Raw genomic sequence first — 15,236 nt, 5'->3', positions numbered from 1 at the left:
CGCGCAGAGTGGACTGCGCCGCGGCCGCATGCTTGTCGCCGCTGCGCTTCTGTATCAAGATAAAGTCGCCGCGTCAGCTACAGGCGACTCCCATGACAAACGATCCTGATCCCGATCCTCCTTCGGATCCCGATAAACTGAAGGGCCCCGGTGGCATGACGTTGCGACAGATTCACGAGCAGGTGCAGAAGTCCGTCCAGCGCGACCGGGAAGCGCAGGGTGCGCACAACTCACCCGCTCCGCCGCAAAGGCGGTGGCAGCGGTGGGTGCGATACGTTTGGGGCCGCAGCGGACGGCGCTAGCCGCGATCATCACCTCTTGCCGTGCCGCGGTTACCTATCCAGATAGAGTTGCAGGCCATTGACCTCTTTGGCGGCTGGACCAGCTGGAAGGCCTGCAACGCGGCGCGGGTGCGACCGGCTGAGGCGAACCGGCGCGACCCGCGTGCAACCGCAGCCGGCGCTCGCCGAAGGCGTGGATTTTAGTCTCGAGTTCAAATGAGCTAGCGACGATTGCGCCAGACGAAACGCCATCCCGATGTCACCGCTGGACTGATGCGATCGGAGGGCGCGGGGGCTTTCTTTGGCACTGCGCACTGATTCCACCTGCCTCGTTTGTCCGGTGCTCAAGCGCCCGAACGTGTTGCCGGAGGAAGGACGGCGGCGGCACGCCGTATTTCCACCGCGATCGACCGTAGCGGCGCATCGGCGACGAAACGCTCGAGCAGTTCGCGTACATCGTGATCGATGAAATCGGCGCGTGTGGTGTCGACGATCACCGTCGCTCGGTCTGGAATATGGGCGAGCATCTGCTTGAGCGGCACCTTGCCGAGAAACGACACATCCTTGCGAAACGAGAGCAGGAAATGGTCGTCATGGCACGCAAGCGCGATCGGCCGGTGCAGATTCGCCCACAGTGCGAGAGCGCCGCTGCACAGCACGCCGAGCACGATTCCCGTGAGCAGATCGGTGGCGAGCACGCCCGCGATCGTCACGATGAACGGCGCGAAAGGCGCCGCGCCCTGTTTCGCGAGCGCGATGAACAATGAAGGTTTGGCGAGCTTGAAGCCGGTATGAATGAGAATGGCGGCGAGGCTTGCGAGCGGGATCAGGTTGATCACGTCGGTGAGCGCAAACACGCTGACGAGCAGCAGCACGCCATGCACGATCGCCGAAAGCCGGCTTTGCGCGCCTGCGTGCACGTTTGCCGAACTGCGCACGATGACCGACGTGATGGGCAGTCCCCCAATGGCGCCCGCTAGAATATTGCCGATGCCTTGTGCCTTGAGTTCGCGATTTGGCGGCGCGGCGCGCCGCTGCGGATCGATCTGCTCGACCGCTTCGAGGCTCAGCAGCGTCTCGAGACTTGCGACGATGGCGAGCGTCAAGGCGACGATCCAGATATCCAGGTTGGCAAGCCGCGCGAAGCTCAGCTCGAAGTCGCCGAATTGCAGGGCCTCGCCCAAAGCCGCGAACGATTCGATGGCGGGCAGCGCCACCCGGTTCTCGGCCGGTAACGCATAGCCAGTGCCGAGCGCGCCGCAAACCAGCGTTGCGCTTACGCCTGCAACCACGACGACAAGCGGCGCGGGAACCAGCCGCACGAGCGCAAATCGTCTCAATGCGCGCGTTTCCCAGCCCGCGAGAATGGCGAGCGAGAGCACGGCAACGGCGCAGACGACTGGCGAGATCGACTGAAGCGCACCCGTCAATGATCCGGAATCGTTGCTCGACCGCAGCCCCAGCGCGAGCGGCACCTGCTTGATCACCAGCAGCAGTCCGATGGCTGCCAGCATGCCCTTGATGACCGGCGTGGGCACATACGAGGCGAGCCGCCCGGCTCTGAGCATGCCAAAGCCGAACTGCAGCACACCTGACAGCAGCACAGCAATAAGGAATGCAGAGAAACTGCCGAGGCGTGCGATGCCATCCACGACGATCACGACGAGTCCGGCGGCGGGGCCGCTCACACTCAGGCGTGAGCCGCTGAGCGCGGCGACGACGATGCCGCCGACAATGCCGGACACGAGACCGGTCAACGGCTCGGCGCCGGATGCTCTTGCAATACCAAGGCACAACGGCAGCGCAACGAGAAAGACAACGGTACCGGCGGCGAGGTCGCGCGCAAACGCGGACAGGGAAGCTCTCGAAGTCATGACGGAAGTGGGAAGAAAAGAAGAGTGGGGGAGCCGACAACGGCCGCGGCGCGATTGGCGGGCGGCACGGGTGGGCGTGCCGTGCCTTGTCCATGCAATCCGGAATGGATTGCTCAGGCCGCTGCGATGGCCATCGTGGTTTCAGCGTCGTAGCCCGACGCAAGTTCGCGCAACTGCCCGTTGCTGAGCGAAAAGATCCAGCCGTGCACAAGCGGCGTGGGCTCGCTCTCACTCTCGCGCACGAGCGGATGTTCGCGCAGCAGGCGCACTTGCTCGATCACGTTCAGTTCGGCAAGACGGTCAATGCGCGCCTCTTCCGACGGCAGGCGCGCGAGCGTTGCGCGATGCGTCTGCGCGAGCGTGCACAGCGGCTTGATGCGCCGGTTCACGTGAGGCAGCGCGTCGGCGGGCGGGAGCAGCGAGGCGCGCACGCCGCCGCATCCGTAGTGTCCGCAGACAATGATGTGCATGACCCGCAGCACACGCACCGCGTATTCGAGCACGCTCATGTTGTTGTCATCGTCGGGGTGGAAGAGGTTGGCGATATTGCGGTGAACGAACAAATCGCCGGGCGCGCAGTGAGTGACACTTTCGGCTGGCACGCGGCTATCGGAGCAGCCGATCCAGAGTACCTGCGGCTTCTGCCCGCTTGCTAGCGCGCTGAAGAATTGCGGGTCGCGAGAGGCAATTTCCTGCGCCCAGGCGACATTGGCAACGAGCATACGTTTCGGAAGATTCATGCGTCGAGGCTCCATTCAGAGCGGCGGCTCCGCTCAATCCTTACGTATAGCTTTCTATCAGAAAAACGGTCGATGTTTTCGAAAAATAAATCAGAACAATGCACGGCGAATACAAAAAATGGCGTCGAGCAATTGCTTCCGTTCGACTCCGATTTCCGGCGCCTTTATGACAAGGTGCCAAGCAGTGCGCGGTGGGGCAGCGCGAGCTTCGTCATTACGCAGTACCACGTGTCAGTGACGTTGGCACCGAACGTCGTGGGCACGGCGAACGCGACGGCTGCCGGAGGCGACTTCATCACGCTGCGCGCGGCGGACGAAGCGGTGGAAAGCGGCAAGCAGGGCGGGTGGGCGAGACACTATCGTGTCTGGATGCTCGCCATGCGCTCGTGCCGCTCATCGATCGCCAGGCGCTCGGCGGCTTTGGCTGACAATCATCGAAGTCGCATGATCGGGCTGCATGTGGCGCGCGGCGAGTTGCGTGGGGTAGCCGGGATTGCAGTAATTTTGCGAAAATTACTGCAATTTGTGTTGGGCGTGTTTTGCAGTAAAATTTAAAAAATTACTGCAATATCTTCGAGCCATGCAAGGTATCCGACTTTATCAGCGGCACGATCAGGCGTTTAACGCCCAGTACGCGAACATCGAGCAGGCCAGCGCCGCGCAGGAACGGGTGCTCGTGGGAGCGCCGGGCACGATCATCGAGCACAAGCGTGGCGACGCCGTCTACTATGCCCGCCAGTTCATGAATGCGGAGGGCAAGCGGCAGCAGGAGAGCCTCGGCGGCCCCAAGGGCGACCCGGTGGCCGATGAGTACGTCACGACGGTGCAAGGGCAGATAGAGGAAACCAAGGATCTCATTGGCCGCATCCGCGAGCTTGCAAAGCTCGGCTTCCAGATCGCGGATAACAAGACCTATGCGACCATGGCCGTCCTTTATAACCACGGGCTCTTTCAGGCCGGCGGCGTACTCGTCGGCTCGCACGCATACGCCGTGCTGCTCAACAGCCTCGGAATCAAGGCGCTCGCTTATGAGACCGAGGACATCGATATCGCGCGCGCCCGCCAGCTCGCCCTGCGGGGCGTACCTTCGGGGGGGCTGCTCGAGATTCTGAAAGAGACTGGCATCGACTTCGTGCCGGTACCGGGGTTCAACAGAGGCGACCCACCTACATCGTTCAAGCAGGCCGGGCGGACGCGTTTTCACGTCGATCTGCTAGTGCCATCGAAGGACAACACCTTTCCGACCGTCGCCGTGCCCGAGCTTGGTGCGCACGCGAGCGGCATGCCATATCTCGCCTACCTGCTTGGCCAGTCACATATGGGCACGTTACTCTCACGGCACGGCGCCGTGCCGGTGCGCGTGCCTGACCCCGCGCGCTTCGCGATACACAAGATCCTCGTTTCACGTCTGCGCACCAACATGCTGGTCAAGTCGCAAAAGGATATCGAGCAGGCTTGCGTACTGCTGGCCATGCTTGGTGAGCATAGAAGCGGTGATATCGAACTCGCATGCACGGATTTTCCGCGCTCCGCGCGCACGATGATCCGCCGCGCGCTGCCCGACGTGCGCCGCGCACTCGAAGCCCATGACGGCGCGTTAGCGGAACTGGAGGAGGGTCTCGGCGGCTAAATACACCGTTTCGTAAGATCGTCCGCGGCGCTCTTGAGGATGCGCGCAACGTTGGCCGCCGAATTGCCACCACTGCGCAATGCCAGCGTTTGAGTTGCGAGCGTAAGAAGGTGGAGAGGCTCATTGCGCACGTCAACGCATCCTGAAGCTAGATCGCCTGCGTCTACGAGGGCTGTCAGGCGCTCAGGACTAGTTCCTCCTGGCTGCCACTGCTCGGAACCTGCGACGTATGGCGAAACGGTTGACATCAGTTAGGGAAAGTCGATAGCCCTATGACGCGCACTTCGCAAGCACGGGCGCGTCATACGACGAGTATCGCTGGGCCCATACGCATGGAGCCACGCTCGTGCCGGAAAAGCGCGCACGGTTGCTCAGCATTTTCGGACAGACAGTGCAGAAGGCGGCAGACTACGTGCAGGCCGCGTTGTTCGGCAACTGCGCCTTGATTCCGCCGGATTTCCCACCAGGCCGATCGTGCCAGACAGATCCACCACGCAGATCAACCCGCCGCCTTCCCGCTCAGGTCAACAGTATCGACGAAGTCCTCAGTCACGCGCGGCAGCGTGCGACCGCGCTTCTTGACGAGCGCAATCGGGCGCACGAACGCGGGATCGTCGATGGGCCGCGTAACGAGACCACGCTCGGCATGCACTTCGCGCGCGGACGCGGGAAGAACGGAGATCCCGAGGCCGCCGCGCACCATCGCGACGGCGGTCATCATGTACATCGGCTCGCACGCAATATCGGGCGTGCAACGCGAGTTTGACAGCGCGGCGTCCACAACCGCGCGCACACTGGTTCCCGGAGCGGTCAGCACGAGCGGCATCGACGTGAAGTCGTCGACCGTCACCGAGCGCTTGCGGGCAAGCGGGTGGGTCTTCGGACATACGATCACGAGCCGGTCCTCACCCGTCTGCAGGATATCGAGCGTCGCATCGACGCTGTGGCCGCCCGTCAGGCCGATATCGACCTCCTCATTGCGCACGAGTGCGTTGACGGCGCTTGCGACGACATCGCGAACCTGAAATCGCGCCTGCGGCACGCGTTTGCGAAACGCCTGAATGAGATCGGGCAGCGCACTGGCCGCGAAGGTTGGCAGGCAAGCGAGCCGCACCGTGCCGCTCGAACCATCGCCGAGGGCGCGCGCGTCCCGCAGGGCCTGCTCCATATCTGCCAGCGATCGCGTCAGGATAGGCAGCAATTCGCGGCCCGTTTGCGTCAGCGCGACGCTGCGGCTGTTGCGATCGAACAATCGCGCACCCACTGTTTCTTCGAGACGCCGAATCTGCACGGTTAGCGCGGGCTGCGACAAATGCAGCCGGGCTGCAGCGCGCGTGAAGTTGCCCGCGTGCGCCACGGTCACGAAAGCTCGAATGTCGCGGAGATTGAGATCCATAACGAACTGTGATTGCTGCGATCAATTCATTTCAATTGCGTTATTGCACCGCCGAACTTACGCTGGTCCCTACTAAAAGACAAGACTGGAGACACAACATGCTGCCTTTGCTGGGGCTCGTGACAATCGTGGTATTGCTGGCCGCGATTCTTTCAAAACGCATGTCGCCGCTCGTCGCGCTCATCATCGTGCCGATCGCCGCATCGCTGATGGGCGGATTCGGCTTGCAGACGAGCAAGTTCGTCATCGACGGATTGAAGAGCCTCGCGCCCGTCGTCGGCATGTTCGTGTTCGCGATTCTCTATTTCGGCACGATCACGGACGCGGGTACGCTCGATCCGATCATCGACCGCATCCTGCGCACGGTTGGTACCAAACCCACGCGTATCGTATTGGGCACGACGCTGCTCGCGCTGCTCATCCACCTCGACGGCTCGGGCGCCGTGTGCTTTCTCGTCACGATCCCCGCGATGCTGCCGCTGTACGAGCGCCTGAACATGGACAAGCGCGTACTCGCGGCGGCCGTTTCGATGGCGGCGGGCATCAACTTCCTGCCGTGGACGGGGCCGATGATCCGCGCATCGGCGTCGCTGCATCTGCCGATTTCCGCGCTTTTCAACCCGCTGATTCCGGTGCAGGCGATCGGCCTCGTATTCGTGTTCAGCATGGCGTGGTGGCTCGGCCGGCGCGAGGAAAAACGCCTTGGCTATTCCTCCGCGAGCGGCAGTGTTCCGATGCCCAAACGCGAACTCACGCCCGAGGAGCAGGCACTGCGCCGCCCGAAAAACTTCTGGTTCAACATCGTGCTGACGATCATCGTGCTCGGCACGATGGTCGTGATGGGCGAGAAGATTCCGCCCGCGATCATGTTCATGGTAGGCCTGTGCATCGCGCTGATGGTGAATTACCCGAACGTCAACATGCAGCGAAAGCGCATCGACGCGCACGCGCGCGCCGCGCTGATGATGGCGGGCATTCTGCTTGCAGCTGGCGTGTTCACCGGCATCATGCAGGGCAGCGGCATGCTCAAGGCAATGGCGCAGGCGGCGGTCGGCTTCGTGCCGCCTGCGTTTGCAGGGCAGATTCCGGTCGCGCTCGGCGTGCTGTCGATGCCGCTCTCGATGCTCTTCGATCCCGATTCATTTTATTTCGGTGTACTGCCGGTGATCGCCGAAGTGGCGTCGCAGTTCGGCGTGCCGGCGGTGCACATCGGGCAGGCCGCGCTGCTAGGCCAGATGACCACCGGTTTCCCGGTGAGCCCGCTCACGCCCGCGACGTTTCTTGTCGTCGGCCTATGTGGAATCGATCTCGCGGATCATCAGAAGTTCACGTTTCCGCTGCTGTTCGGCGCGTCGATCGTCATGACGATCGCGTGCGTCGTGCTGGGCGTGTTTGCGCTGTAATCAGGAGTTATCGACGTCATGAACCGGACCGAATCACCAAAACACGTACGGATAGGCGCGGGCGCAGGCTACTCGGGCGACCGCATCGAGCCCGCTGTCGAACTCGCGGAGCACGGCGCGCTGGACTACCTCGTATTCGAATGCCTCGCGGAACGCACGGTCGCAATCGCGCAGCAGACGCGCCGCCACCATCCCGAACTCGGCTACGATCCGCTGCTCGAAGCGCGCATGCGCGCCGTATTGCCGGTCGCCGTGAAGAACCGCGTGCGCATCATTTCGAACATGGGTGCAGCCAATCCGCGCGCGGCGGCGATCAGGACCGCGCAGATTGCGCGGGAGCTTGGCCTGACCGGACTGAAGATCGCTGCCGTCACCGGCGACGACGTGCTCGATGTCGTCCTGCAATCCCAACTGCGCTTCGAAGAGTCCGGCGACGATGTCAGCCAGTACACGGATCGCATCGTCTCGGCGAATGCGTATCTCGGCGCCGCGCCTATTGTCGAGGCGCTCGCAGCGGGCGCGGATATCGTGCTGACGGGGCGTGTCGCGGACCCGTCGTTGTTCACGGCACCGCTCATTCACGAGTTCGGGTGGCGCATGGACGACTGGAACACACTCGGGCAGGCGACCGTCATCGGTCATTTGCTCGAATGTGCGGGACAGGTGACTGGTGGCTATTTTGCCGATCCCGGCATCAAGGACGTCGCGGATCTCGCGCGGCTAGGTTTTCCGATTGGCGAAGTGGGTGCCGATGGCAGCGTCGTCGTGACGAAGGTGCCGCAAGCGGGCGGGCGCGTGACCGAGGCCACGTGCAAGGAGCAGTTGCTCTACGAGATTCACGATCCACAACGCTACTTTCAGCCCGATGTCGTCGCGAACTTCTCCGAGGTACGTGTCGTAGAGGACGCACAAGACCGCGTGCGCGTGACAGGTGGACGCGGTAGCCCTCGCACCGGCACGCTGAAGGTGTCGGTCGCGTATGTCGACGGCTGCATCGGAGAGGGGCAGATTTCCTATGGCGGTCCAGGCGCCGTCGAGCGTGCGCGGCTTGCGCTCGACATCGTGCGGGAGCGCCTGGCCATCACGGGCGTCGACACGAGCGAACTGCGCTTCGACCTGATCGGCGTGAATGCGCTCTATGGCGATGCGCTCGCGGCACATCGCGATGAACCGTACGAAGTGCGCGTTCGCGTGGCGGGGCGCGCTGCGAAGGCAAAGGAAGCCGCACGCATCGGTAACGAGGTCGAAACGCTCTACACCAACGGACCTGCGGGCGGCGGGGGCGTTACCAAATCCACGCGCGAGGTGCTCGCCGTGCAGTCCGTGCTGCTGCCGCGTGAACAAGTCAGTCCGTCTTTCCAATTTGTCGAGGCAAGCGATGAAACTGCGTGAACTGGCGCATGGCCGCACCGGCGACAAAGGCAATACGCTGAATATTTCGGTGATCTGCTTTGACGTGAAGCACTACGCCCATCTGCGCAACGTGTTGACGCCGGAGCGCGTGAAGGCTCACCTCGCCGATGTGGTTAAAGGTGACGTCGTGCGTTACGAACTGCCGCTTCTGGGCGCGTTCAATTTCGTGCTCGGCAACGCACTCGGGGGAGGCGTCACGCGTTCGCTGGCGCTAGACGCGCACGGCAAGTCGATGAGCATGGCGCTCCTCGATATCGAAGTGGACGATCTTCCCGAGTGAGCGGAAAGTGATGCGCTTTTCGATAGACGCCAGGCGACTGGTGAGTCAACGTTCCAGGATGCGCCCTCGCCATGAAGGAAACGGAGTCTCCCGCGTTGGCTGCGGCGGCAGCGCAGTAACCGCAAAGCATTCACCGCTACCCTCTGCGTGATGAAAAGAGGCCGTCGATTCTGAGTGAATGCGACGGCCTTAAGCTTTGTCTTCCAGCTTGGGAGGCGCTGGAGGCTGCGGGGTCTGGCCGCAACCTTTATGTAAGGTAACAGTAATATTTGGCGATGTCTATACCCGGACGCAACCGAACCATTGGCCACGCAGCGACACGTGTCGCACGGACGGGAAGATGGTGACGGGGCGGCGTCGTCAGCGGACTCTAAACTGCGTTGAACCTGAGTAACCGAGCCGTGTGAAAAGGGGTATCGTGAAGAAATCATCGAACGCCAGGCTCATCCACGCGGCGCCTGAGCGTGTGCAACGTCTCATCAGTCTGGTGGTCCTGCCATGATCCTGTATCACACCGAGCCCGATTCCCCTGTCATCGAAATTTCCGTCGAAGGCAAACTCACCGACCACGATCTGCGCGAAGCCATTGAGCGCATGCGTGGTGATCTCGAACTGAACGGCAAGACCCGCGTGCTCGAGCGCATCGAGCATTTCACCGGCATCGAGCCGAAGGCGCTGTGGACAGATTTAACGCTCGGTGTTTCTTTGGCCCGCAAGGTCACGCGCGCCGCAGTCGTGGCCGATGCGGGCTGGATCCGGGCCTCGATGCATCTGGCGCGGTTTTTTACAAAGGCAGATGTCAAGGCGTTCCGCATCAACGAACTGGAGCAGGCTCGCGCCTGGATCAACGCCTGAGTGCCGCCTGGCATATTCATGGCAGTCGGGCTGCACGTCCGAGCCCGATTGACCTGCAATCAAGGTGCCTTTGGTATTCGAGCTCGCTTGCACCGGCGGCTGCGGGGGCGTTAGCGCCTGCTCGATTTATCCGGGACCCGTCATTCAATATTGGCCAAATACCGAAAGGCTCGAATGAGGGCGTCGCGCTGGTCGTCATGCATCGGCCGAACCTTCCTCGCTCACCTGTTGTGTGCGCCCGGCGAGCATGTCGGGCTCTACCGCGCCTGGTGTTTGCACAGGGTTGTCCACCGTTTCTGTGGACAACTGCGCGGGCGGAGCGGAACCGGTTTTTCCGGTGGCGGTGCTTTTGTGGATCCAGTAGTGCTTACGCCGCAGGACGTCGGCGCACCGCGTGAAAAGGAGCGCCGCTCATGGGGACAAGACCGCGTGCTTCGTGCTCCCTCGCAACCGAGCCGTGGTTGGCAAGCGCGATTCGCATGGATGCTCCAATCCTTCGGACCGGCAATCGGTAACGCGCAAGAGGCAATCGAGTGATCCAGGAGCAGGCATTGGAGGGACGATCCTGAACATTCGGTGATGGTCCGAAGGTCAGAATGAGTCCAATGGGGTGGCGTGAGCGCGAAGTTCAATCATGTCGACGCAGGTGTCAAATGGACGGTTACCGAGGCATTCATCCTCGGTGCGGCCTACGATTTCGCGAAAGGTAACAACGTTCGCCCGCCCGCTGGCGACAATGTCGGCAATCAGCACTTCAACCAGTTCAGCGTGATCGCCGACTATTTCCTTTCGAAACGAACGGAGTTCTGTTTGAAGGCGCTTACCGGATCGCCTCGGGCACCTCGTCCACTGGTGCGCCGGCAGTGGCCAATATTGGGAATGCTGGCGATTCGTCCAGCAGCCTTCAGGTGCTTGCCGCGCCGAGATTCGCCAGAGGTTTCGGCCTGGCGCTGCGAATGCAGCGCGCGCACGCACTGTGCGCTGGGCTTTCAGTGACGAAGTCCATCATAGTCTACCGACTACCCATTTGGGTGGTGTGCGCCGCCTGTCCTTCTGTCATTCTGAACCCGTAATTGACAGGGGACTCGAAATGGCAACCACTTCCTCGAACGGAAATCCTTTGATGGATCTATCGGACAATCTGGCCGACATTGTTGGACGAGTCGGGCAGAGTGTCGTGGCAATACACGGCCGGCATCGCGTGCCGTCAAGTGGGGTAATCTGGCGTCACGGCGTCGTCGTGACGGCTGCACACACGATCCGCCGTGAGGACGGGATCGAAGTCACATTGGCCGACGGCCGCACGATCGCCACAGTCCTCGCGGGGCTGGACTTGGGCACCGACCTCGCCGTGCTGAAACTGGACGGGGTAGACCTGGACCCAGTCGAAGCCGGCGATGCGCGCTCACTGAAGCCGGGTCATCTGGCGCTCGCGGTCGCGCGCACGGACGCGCTGGGCATCAGCACGGATTTTGGCGTGATCGGCAGCACAGGTGGCCCGTGGCGCACGTGGAGAGGTGGGCAACTCGATGCGTTCGTGCGACTGGACGGCGGTTTGCGCCCAGGTTTCTCTGGGGCGGCCCTCGCGGATATGCGTGGGCAAGTCGTGGGCATCTGCACGTCGGCGCTGATGCGCGGCCCCGGCATGGTGATTCCCGCGGTGACGGTGGAGCGCGTCAGTGACGAACTGTTGGCGAAAGGGCGGATCTCACGCGGCTACCTTGGCGTGGGCACGCAGCAGGTCCGGCTGCCGGATGCCTGGGTGAGCAAAATGAACGTGTCGTTCAGTAGCGGGTTGCTGATCAGTTCGCTTGCGCCAGGCGGTCCAGCGGAACAGGCGGGTGTGCTCATAGGCGATGTGCTCATCGAACTGGACGGCAAACCTTGCCGCGACATGGACGATCTGTATGCCGCGCTGGGCTCGACAAGCATCGGACAGCAGCTGCAAATCGCGTTGATCCGAGGCGGCGAGCGCCAGGCGTCTTCGGTCACGGTGGGTGAGCGCCCCCAACGCAATTCGTGCAGGTGAGGTTGGACAGGTGGCACACATGGGGCCGGTCCGGGTCGCAGTGATTGCGGCATCGTCGCGGGTGCGCGCAAGCCTGCAAACGATGGTTGAGGCGCACCCAGCACTCGAGTTCATGGTTAGCGCAGCCGACGCCGACGCGCTCGCCGAAAACCTTGCGGGTTCGGTGCCGGACGTGGTCGTGATTGACAACGAGCCGGATGAGAGCGACGCGCTCAAGACGCGATTCGAACGCGGGCACGCACCGTCCGCGCTTGTCGTGTTGCTCGACGACCTGGATAGCGACTGGGTCCTTGACGTGCTCCCCGCCGAGGCGATCGCGATCCTGTCGCGCAACGTGATGCCAGCTGAAATCGTCGCGTCCATCGAAGCCGTCGCCGCGGGCTTGTGCGTGCTGTCGCCCGAGATCCTCGCAAGGCTGCTGGCCGGACGAAAACCGGTTGGCTGGACGGCATCCAGCGGACCGTCCGAAGCCTTGACGTTACGAGAAATAGAAGTGCTGGCGATGCTTGCCGACGGACTCGGCAACAAGGAGATCGCGCGGCAACTCGACATCTCGGATAACACGGTGAAATCTCACCTCTCTTCCATCTTCGGCAAACTCGGCGCGACCAATCGCACCGAAGCAGTGATGCTCGCTATGCGGCACGGACTCATCATGGTGTAGACAGACACGGTGAGCCGTCAATCCTCATCGATATTGTCCACTGCTGGCTCGACTTCGACGCGTCACCCAACTACCGTTTTCGACACAGTTCAATATCTACAGGCCGGCCATTCGTTTGTCGGGGCAAACGCCTACGCCAATCGCAGATCCCACAACACATCGAGTACATGTTGTGTGGATCGTTCGACGTGCCCCGCACGATGCGCAATGCCGAGCCGACGCCACAACGCCGGGCGTAGCGGACGCATGACAATGCGCCTGTCGGGTAATGGCGTAGTGGCCTCATGAGGCAACAGCGCCGCGCCATAACCTGCCGCTACCAGACTCTTGATCGCATCGTTGTAATTGAGCTGGATGCGCGGCGCGGGGTGGTGCCCTCCGGTCGCAAACCACTCCGAAGTCAGACGCGACAGACGCGTCGTCGCATCATTGAGAATGAGAGGTTGAGCGGCGAGCCATTCAGGCGTGATGCGAGCCGGACAGCGCCAATGCGCCGGCACAAAAGCCATCACGGGGTCGCGGCGCCAGGGCTTGATCACGAGTCCAGCCACCGGAGGCTGAGGCAGTGCGACCAGCCCAATATCCAGCGTCCCATCGGCCAATCGGATTAGCGTTTCATGCGAGGTGAGTACCGCGATCTGAATATCGATCGCGGGATGGTGCTGACGCAGCACCTCAAGCGCTTGCGGCAAAAGATGCGCAATCGCGCCGGTCGATGCTCCGAGCCGAACGCGCCCGACAAGTCCTTGGACCTGGCGATGAACATCATCTAACGCCTGTTCCGCGTCGGCCAACAGCCTGCGCGCGCGCTCGACCAACAACTCGCCTGTTGCCGAAGGCCGAACATGTCCACGCTTGCGCGACAGGAGCGGAGCCCCAATGCGCTCTTCCAGTTCAGCAATGTGGAGGCTGACCGTTGGCGGCGCCAGATGCAACGCACGCGCCGCGTCGGCAAATGAGCCACGGTCGGCAATAGCGACCAGGGTGCGCAAGCGGTCCAGGCTGATCTCTCGCATGTCGGCGTCCAGATTCAGAAAAACTGAATGTCATAGTTATGAAATTCAACTTTCGCTATTCTAGCGGTGCGTGGAAGATAACAGGCTTGTTCGGCTTGTTACCAGTCACCGGAGTATTGCGCGCATGAGCTCTCCCCTTGTTTTCATCGACGGCGACCAAGGCACCACCGGGTTGCAAATTCACGAACGGCTTCGCGGCCGGACCGATCTGAAACTGGTCACGCTTCCCGCGGCGGAACGCAAGGATGCCAGGCGTCGCGCCGAAGCCATCAACGCCTGCGACATCGCTATCCTCTGCTTGCCCGATGGCGCCGCGCGCGAGGCGGTGGACGCCATCGTCAACCCTGCCGTCAGAGTCATCGACGCAAGTTCAGCCCATCGCACACAGCCGGACTGGACATACGGCTTTCCGGAAATGACGCCGCGACAGGCTGAGCGCATTGCGACCGCCCGCCGGGTCACCAATCCAGGTTGCTATCCGACCGGTGCAATTGGCCTGCTGCGTCCCCTGCTGCACGCCGGGCTCATTCCAGGGAGCCACCCGGTCAGCATTTACGCGGTGTCTGGTTACTCAGGACGCGGGCGAGCCGGCGTGGAAGAACACGAGGGGCCGGGTGCTGTCAACGCACCTTCGTACCAGGTGTATGGTCTGGAACTCGCGCACAAGCACACTCCGGAGATCCAGCAGCACGCCGGACTCGCGCGGCGTCCGATCTTCGTCCCTGCGTACGGTGCGTTCCGCCAGGGCATTGTACTGACGGTGCCCCTGGATATGCGGTTTCTGGCACCCCACGTAGATGGCGCCACGTTACACGCGTGCCTCGCGCGCCACTATGGCGAGGCGACCCACGTACATGTCTTGCCGCTGCACGAATCGTGCGCTTTAAAGCAGTTGGACCCGCAGGTGCTGAACGGTACGGACGATATGCGCTTAAGCGTGTTTCCTAACGTGGAACACGGGCACGTTCTGCTATCCGCGGTTTTCGACAATCTCGGCAAAGGCGCAGCCGGCGCTGCGGTTCAGAACCTGAACCTGATGCTCGCGCGGTAGTGGTGGCCGATGGCACGCGATGATCCGGGATCTCCGCGCACTTCTCCGGTTCCCAGCGCGTTCCGCCGCCGGTTGACCTTTGCCCAAAGCTCATCGCTGTCGTCATCGCGCAGCAGGACCACCCAGTCCAGTTGATCGTCGGCTACGCCGAAGTATTCCAGGATTTCCCTGCGAACGGCATTGACGAACGGCGCGTATTGTGGGGTCGCCTGGGCCTACGCGTGCAAGGCGTCGTATGCCGCTTCGTCCGCGCCGCCGCCGTGCTCGTCGATTGCCGACTGGGACCGGGCGGCGCTGAATACATGGCAACGTATTTTCATTCGCCGGCGCCTCAAGAGGCGGTAATTTCGCGTCACATAATCTGTGTAGGGCCCCTGGAAATAAATATTCCAGATTCGCTTGACGAGTGGTTCCTGGGCCTGCATAATTCGCCTCCTTCGCTGATCGCTGCGAACGAAAACGAAGCGATTAAGACGAATTGCTCTTTAAAAATTTACAGCCGATAAGTGTGGGCGCTTGATGCGGTGGCGGCCTGACCCCGTTCTTCGGAATGGAGTCGGGAGCAGCAAAAGTATCAAGAGTCTCACACTAAAGTAAGTCAGGT

At 62.1% G+C, this 15,236-nt stretch carries 14 protein-coding genes and 2 pseudogenes; 11 read left to right on the top strand and 5 right to left on the bottom strand.

Annotation, left to right across the window (positions count from 1 at the left end):
• Positions 1-625 precede the first annotated feature (625 nt).
• Together L0U83_RS25815 and L0U83_RS25810 are read right to left on the bottom strand one after the other, a co-directional pair.
• A complete protein-coding gene (locus tag L0U83_RS25815) occupies positions 626-2,155 on the bottom strand; it encodes a SulP family inorganic anion transporter (RefSeq protein ID WP_233886999.1) in 1,530 nt (509 codons plus the stop codon).
• A 113-nt stretch (positions 2,156-2,268) separates the two neighbouring features.
• Positions 2,269-2,895, bottom strand: coding sequence for a carbonic anhydrase (locus tag L0U83_RS25810; RefSeq protein ID WP_233886998.1), 627 nt, complete (start codon positions 2,893-2,895; stop codon positions 2,269-2,271).
• Between the two features lie 72 nt (positions 2,896-2,967).
• Here L0U83_RS25810 and L0U83_RS25805 point away from each other — a divergent pair, with 72 nt between their 5' ends.
• The 3 genes and pseudogenes from L0U83_RS25805 to L0U83_RS25795 form a co-directional block, all read left to right on the top strand.
• Entirely contained in the window at positions 2,968-3,450 is a 483-nt protein-coding gene (locus L0U83_RS25805) for a hypothetical protein (RefSeq protein WP_233887951.1), read from the top strand.
• 25 nt (positions 3,451-3,475) lie between these two features.
• Entirely contained in the window at positions 3,476-4,525 is a 1,050-nt protein-coding gene (locus L0U83_RS25800) for a GSU2403 family nucleotidyltransferase fold protein (RefSeq protein WP_233886997.1), read from the top strand.
• Positions 4,525-4,715 (top strand): annotated as a pseudogene (locus tag L0U83_RS25795) (IS5/IS1182 family transposase); the annotation flags it as partial. The gene L0U83_RS25800 and the pseudogene L0U83_RS25795, both read left to right, overlap by 1 nt.
• Positions 4,716-5,024: 309 nt before the next feature.
• On the opposite strand, the gene L0U83_RS25790 reads toward L0U83_RS25795, so the two are convergent.
• The gene (locus L0U83_RS25790) at positions 5,025-5,921 is read right to left on the bottom strand and encodes a LysR family transcriptional regulator (RefSeq protein ID WP_233886996.1); all 897 of its coding nucleotides are present in this window, start codon (positions 5,919-5,921) and stop codon (positions 5,025-5,027) included.
• Positions 5,922-6,019: 98 nt separating this feature from the next.
• Between L0U83_RS25790 and L0U83_RS25785 the strand changes: the two genes are divergently transcribed.
• The 7 genes from L0U83_RS25785 to L0U83_RS25755 all read left to right on the top strand — a co-directional run bounded on the left by L0U83_RS25785 (position 6,020) and on the right by L0U83_RS25755 (position 12,565).
• Positions 6,020-7,324, top strand: coding sequence for a CitMHS family transporter (locus L0U83_RS25785; RefSeq protein WP_233886995.1), 1,305 nt, complete (start codon positions 6,020-6,022; stop codon positions 7,322-7,324).
• An 18-nt stretch (positions 7,325-7,342) separates the two neighbouring features.
• Positions 7,343-8,716: an acyclic terpene utilization AtuA family protein gene (locus L0U83_RS25780; RefSeq protein WP_233886994.1), complete on the top strand. Its 1,374-nt coding sequence runs from the start codon at positions 7,343-7,345 to the stop codon at positions 8,714-8,716.
• Positions 8,703-9,017, top strand: a complete 315-nt coding sequence (locus L0U83_RS25775; RefSeq protein ID WP_233886993.1) for an AtuA-related protein — start codon at positions 8,703-8,705, stop codon at positions 9,015-9,017. The genes L0U83_RS25780 and L0U83_RS25775 overlap by 14 nt, the downstream gene beginning before the upstream one ends.
• A gap of 498 nt (positions 9,018-9,515) precedes the next feature.
• Complete coding sequence (locus L0U83_RS25770) at positions 9,516-9,872, top strand: SpoIIAA family protein (RefSeq protein WP_233886992.1); 357 nt, start codon at positions 9,516-9,518, stop codon at positions 9,870-9,872.
• Positions 9,873-10,487: 615 nt separating this feature from the next.
• Entirely contained in the window at positions 10,488-10,868 is a 381-nt protein-coding gene (locus tag L0U83_RS25765) for a porin (RefSeq protein ID WP_233886991.1), read from the top strand.
• A 127-nt stretch (positions 10,869-10,995) separates the two neighbouring features.
• Positions 10,996-11,901 (top strand): S1C family serine protease, encoded by a 906-nt coding sequence (locus L0U83_RS25760; RefSeq protein WP_308445087.1) that lies wholly within the window; start codon positions 10,996-10,998, stop codon positions 11,899-11,901.
• 178 nt (positions 11,902-12,079) lie between these two features.
• Positions 12,080-12,565: a helix-turn-helix transcriptional regulator gene (locus L0U83_RS25755; RefSeq protein ID WP_233886989.1), complete on the top strand. Its 486-nt coding sequence runs from the start codon at positions 12,080-12,082 to the stop codon at positions 12,563-12,565.
• Positions 12,566-12,696: 131 nt separating this feature from the next.
• Here L0U83_RS25755 and L0U83_RS25750 read toward each other — a convergent pair whose 3' ends face one another.
• Complete coding sequence (locus L0U83_RS25750) at positions 12,697-13,581, bottom strand: LysR family transcriptional regulator (protein ID WP_233886988.1); 885 nt, start codon at positions 13,579-13,581, stop codon at positions 12,697-12,699.
• Positions 13,582-13,705: 124 nt separating this feature from the next.
• On the opposite strand from L0U83_RS25750, the gene argC reads away from it, so the two are divergent.
• Complete coding sequence (argC, locus tag L0U83_RS25745; RefSeq protein WP_233886987.1) at positions 13,706-14,632, top strand: N-acetyl-gamma-glutamyl-phosphate reductase; 927 nt, start codon at positions 13,706-13,708, stop codon at positions 14,630-14,632.
• On the opposite strand, the pseudogene L0U83_RS25740 reads toward argC, so the two are convergent.
• Positions 14,602-14,904, bottom strand: a pseudogene (locus tag L0U83_RS25740) (hypothetical protein); the annotation flags it as partial. The gene argC and the pseudogene L0U83_RS25740 sit on opposite strands and share 31 nt — an antisense overlap.
• Between the last annotated feature and the right edge of the window lie 332 nt (positions 14,905-15,236).

Source organism: Paraburkholderia flagellata (assembly GCF_021390645.1).
In the GTDB taxonomy this organism is placed as follows: domain Bacteria; phylum Pseudomonadota; class Gammaproteobacteria; order Burkholderiales; family Burkholderiaceae; genus Paraburkholderia; species Paraburkholderia flagellata.
This window is presented reverse-complemented; position numbering and strand designations above follow the sequence as displayed.

Coding starts and splice junctions, on each gene's coding strand:
- L0U83_RS25750 (WP_233886988.1), bottom strand. CDS start 13,581: ATGCGAGAGATCAGCCTGGACCGCTTGCGCACCCTGGTCGCTATTGCC.
- argC (WP_233886987.1), top strand. CDS start 13,706: ATGAGCTCTCCCCTTGTTTTCATCGACGGCGACCAAGGCACCACCGGG.
- L0U83_RS25785 (WP_233886995.1), top strand. CDS start 6,020: ATGCTGCCTTTGCTGGGGCTCGTGACAATCGTGGTATTGCTGGCCGCG.
- L0U83_RS25790 (WP_233886996.1), bottom strand. CDS start 5,921: ATGGATCTCAATCTCCGCGACATTCGAGCTTTCGTGACCGTGGCGCAC.
- L0U83_RS25810 (WP_233886998.1), bottom strand. CDS start 2,895: ATGAATCTTCCGAAACGTATGCTCGTTGCCAATGTCGCCTGGGCGCAG.
- L0U83_RS25760 (WP_308445087.1), top strand. CDS start 10,996: ATGGATCTATCGGACAATCTGGCCGACATTGTTGGACGAGTCGGGCAG.
- L0U83_RS25780 (WP_233886994.1), top strand. CDS start 7,343: ATGAACCGGACCGAATCACCAAAACACGTACGGATAGGCGCGGGCGCA.
- L0U83_RS25770 (WP_233886992.1), top strand. CDS start 9,516: ATGATCCTGTATCACACCGAGCCCGATTCCCCTGTCATCGAAATTTCC.
- L0U83_RS25800 (WP_233886997.1), top strand. CDS start 3,476: ATGCAAGGTATCCGACTTTATCAGCGGCACGATCAGGCGTTTAACGCC.
- L0U83_RS25805 (WP_233887951.1), top strand. CDS start 2,968: ATGTTTTCGAAAAATAAATCAGAACAATGCACGGCGAATACAAAAAAT.
- L0U83_RS25775 (WP_233886993.1), top strand. CDS start 8,703: ATGAAACTGCGTGAACTGGCGCATGGCCGCACCGGCGACAAAGGCAAT.
- L0U83_RS25815 (WP_233886999.1), bottom strand. CDS start 2,155: ATGACTTCGAGAGCTTCCCTGTCCGCGTTTGCGCGCGACCTCGCCGCC.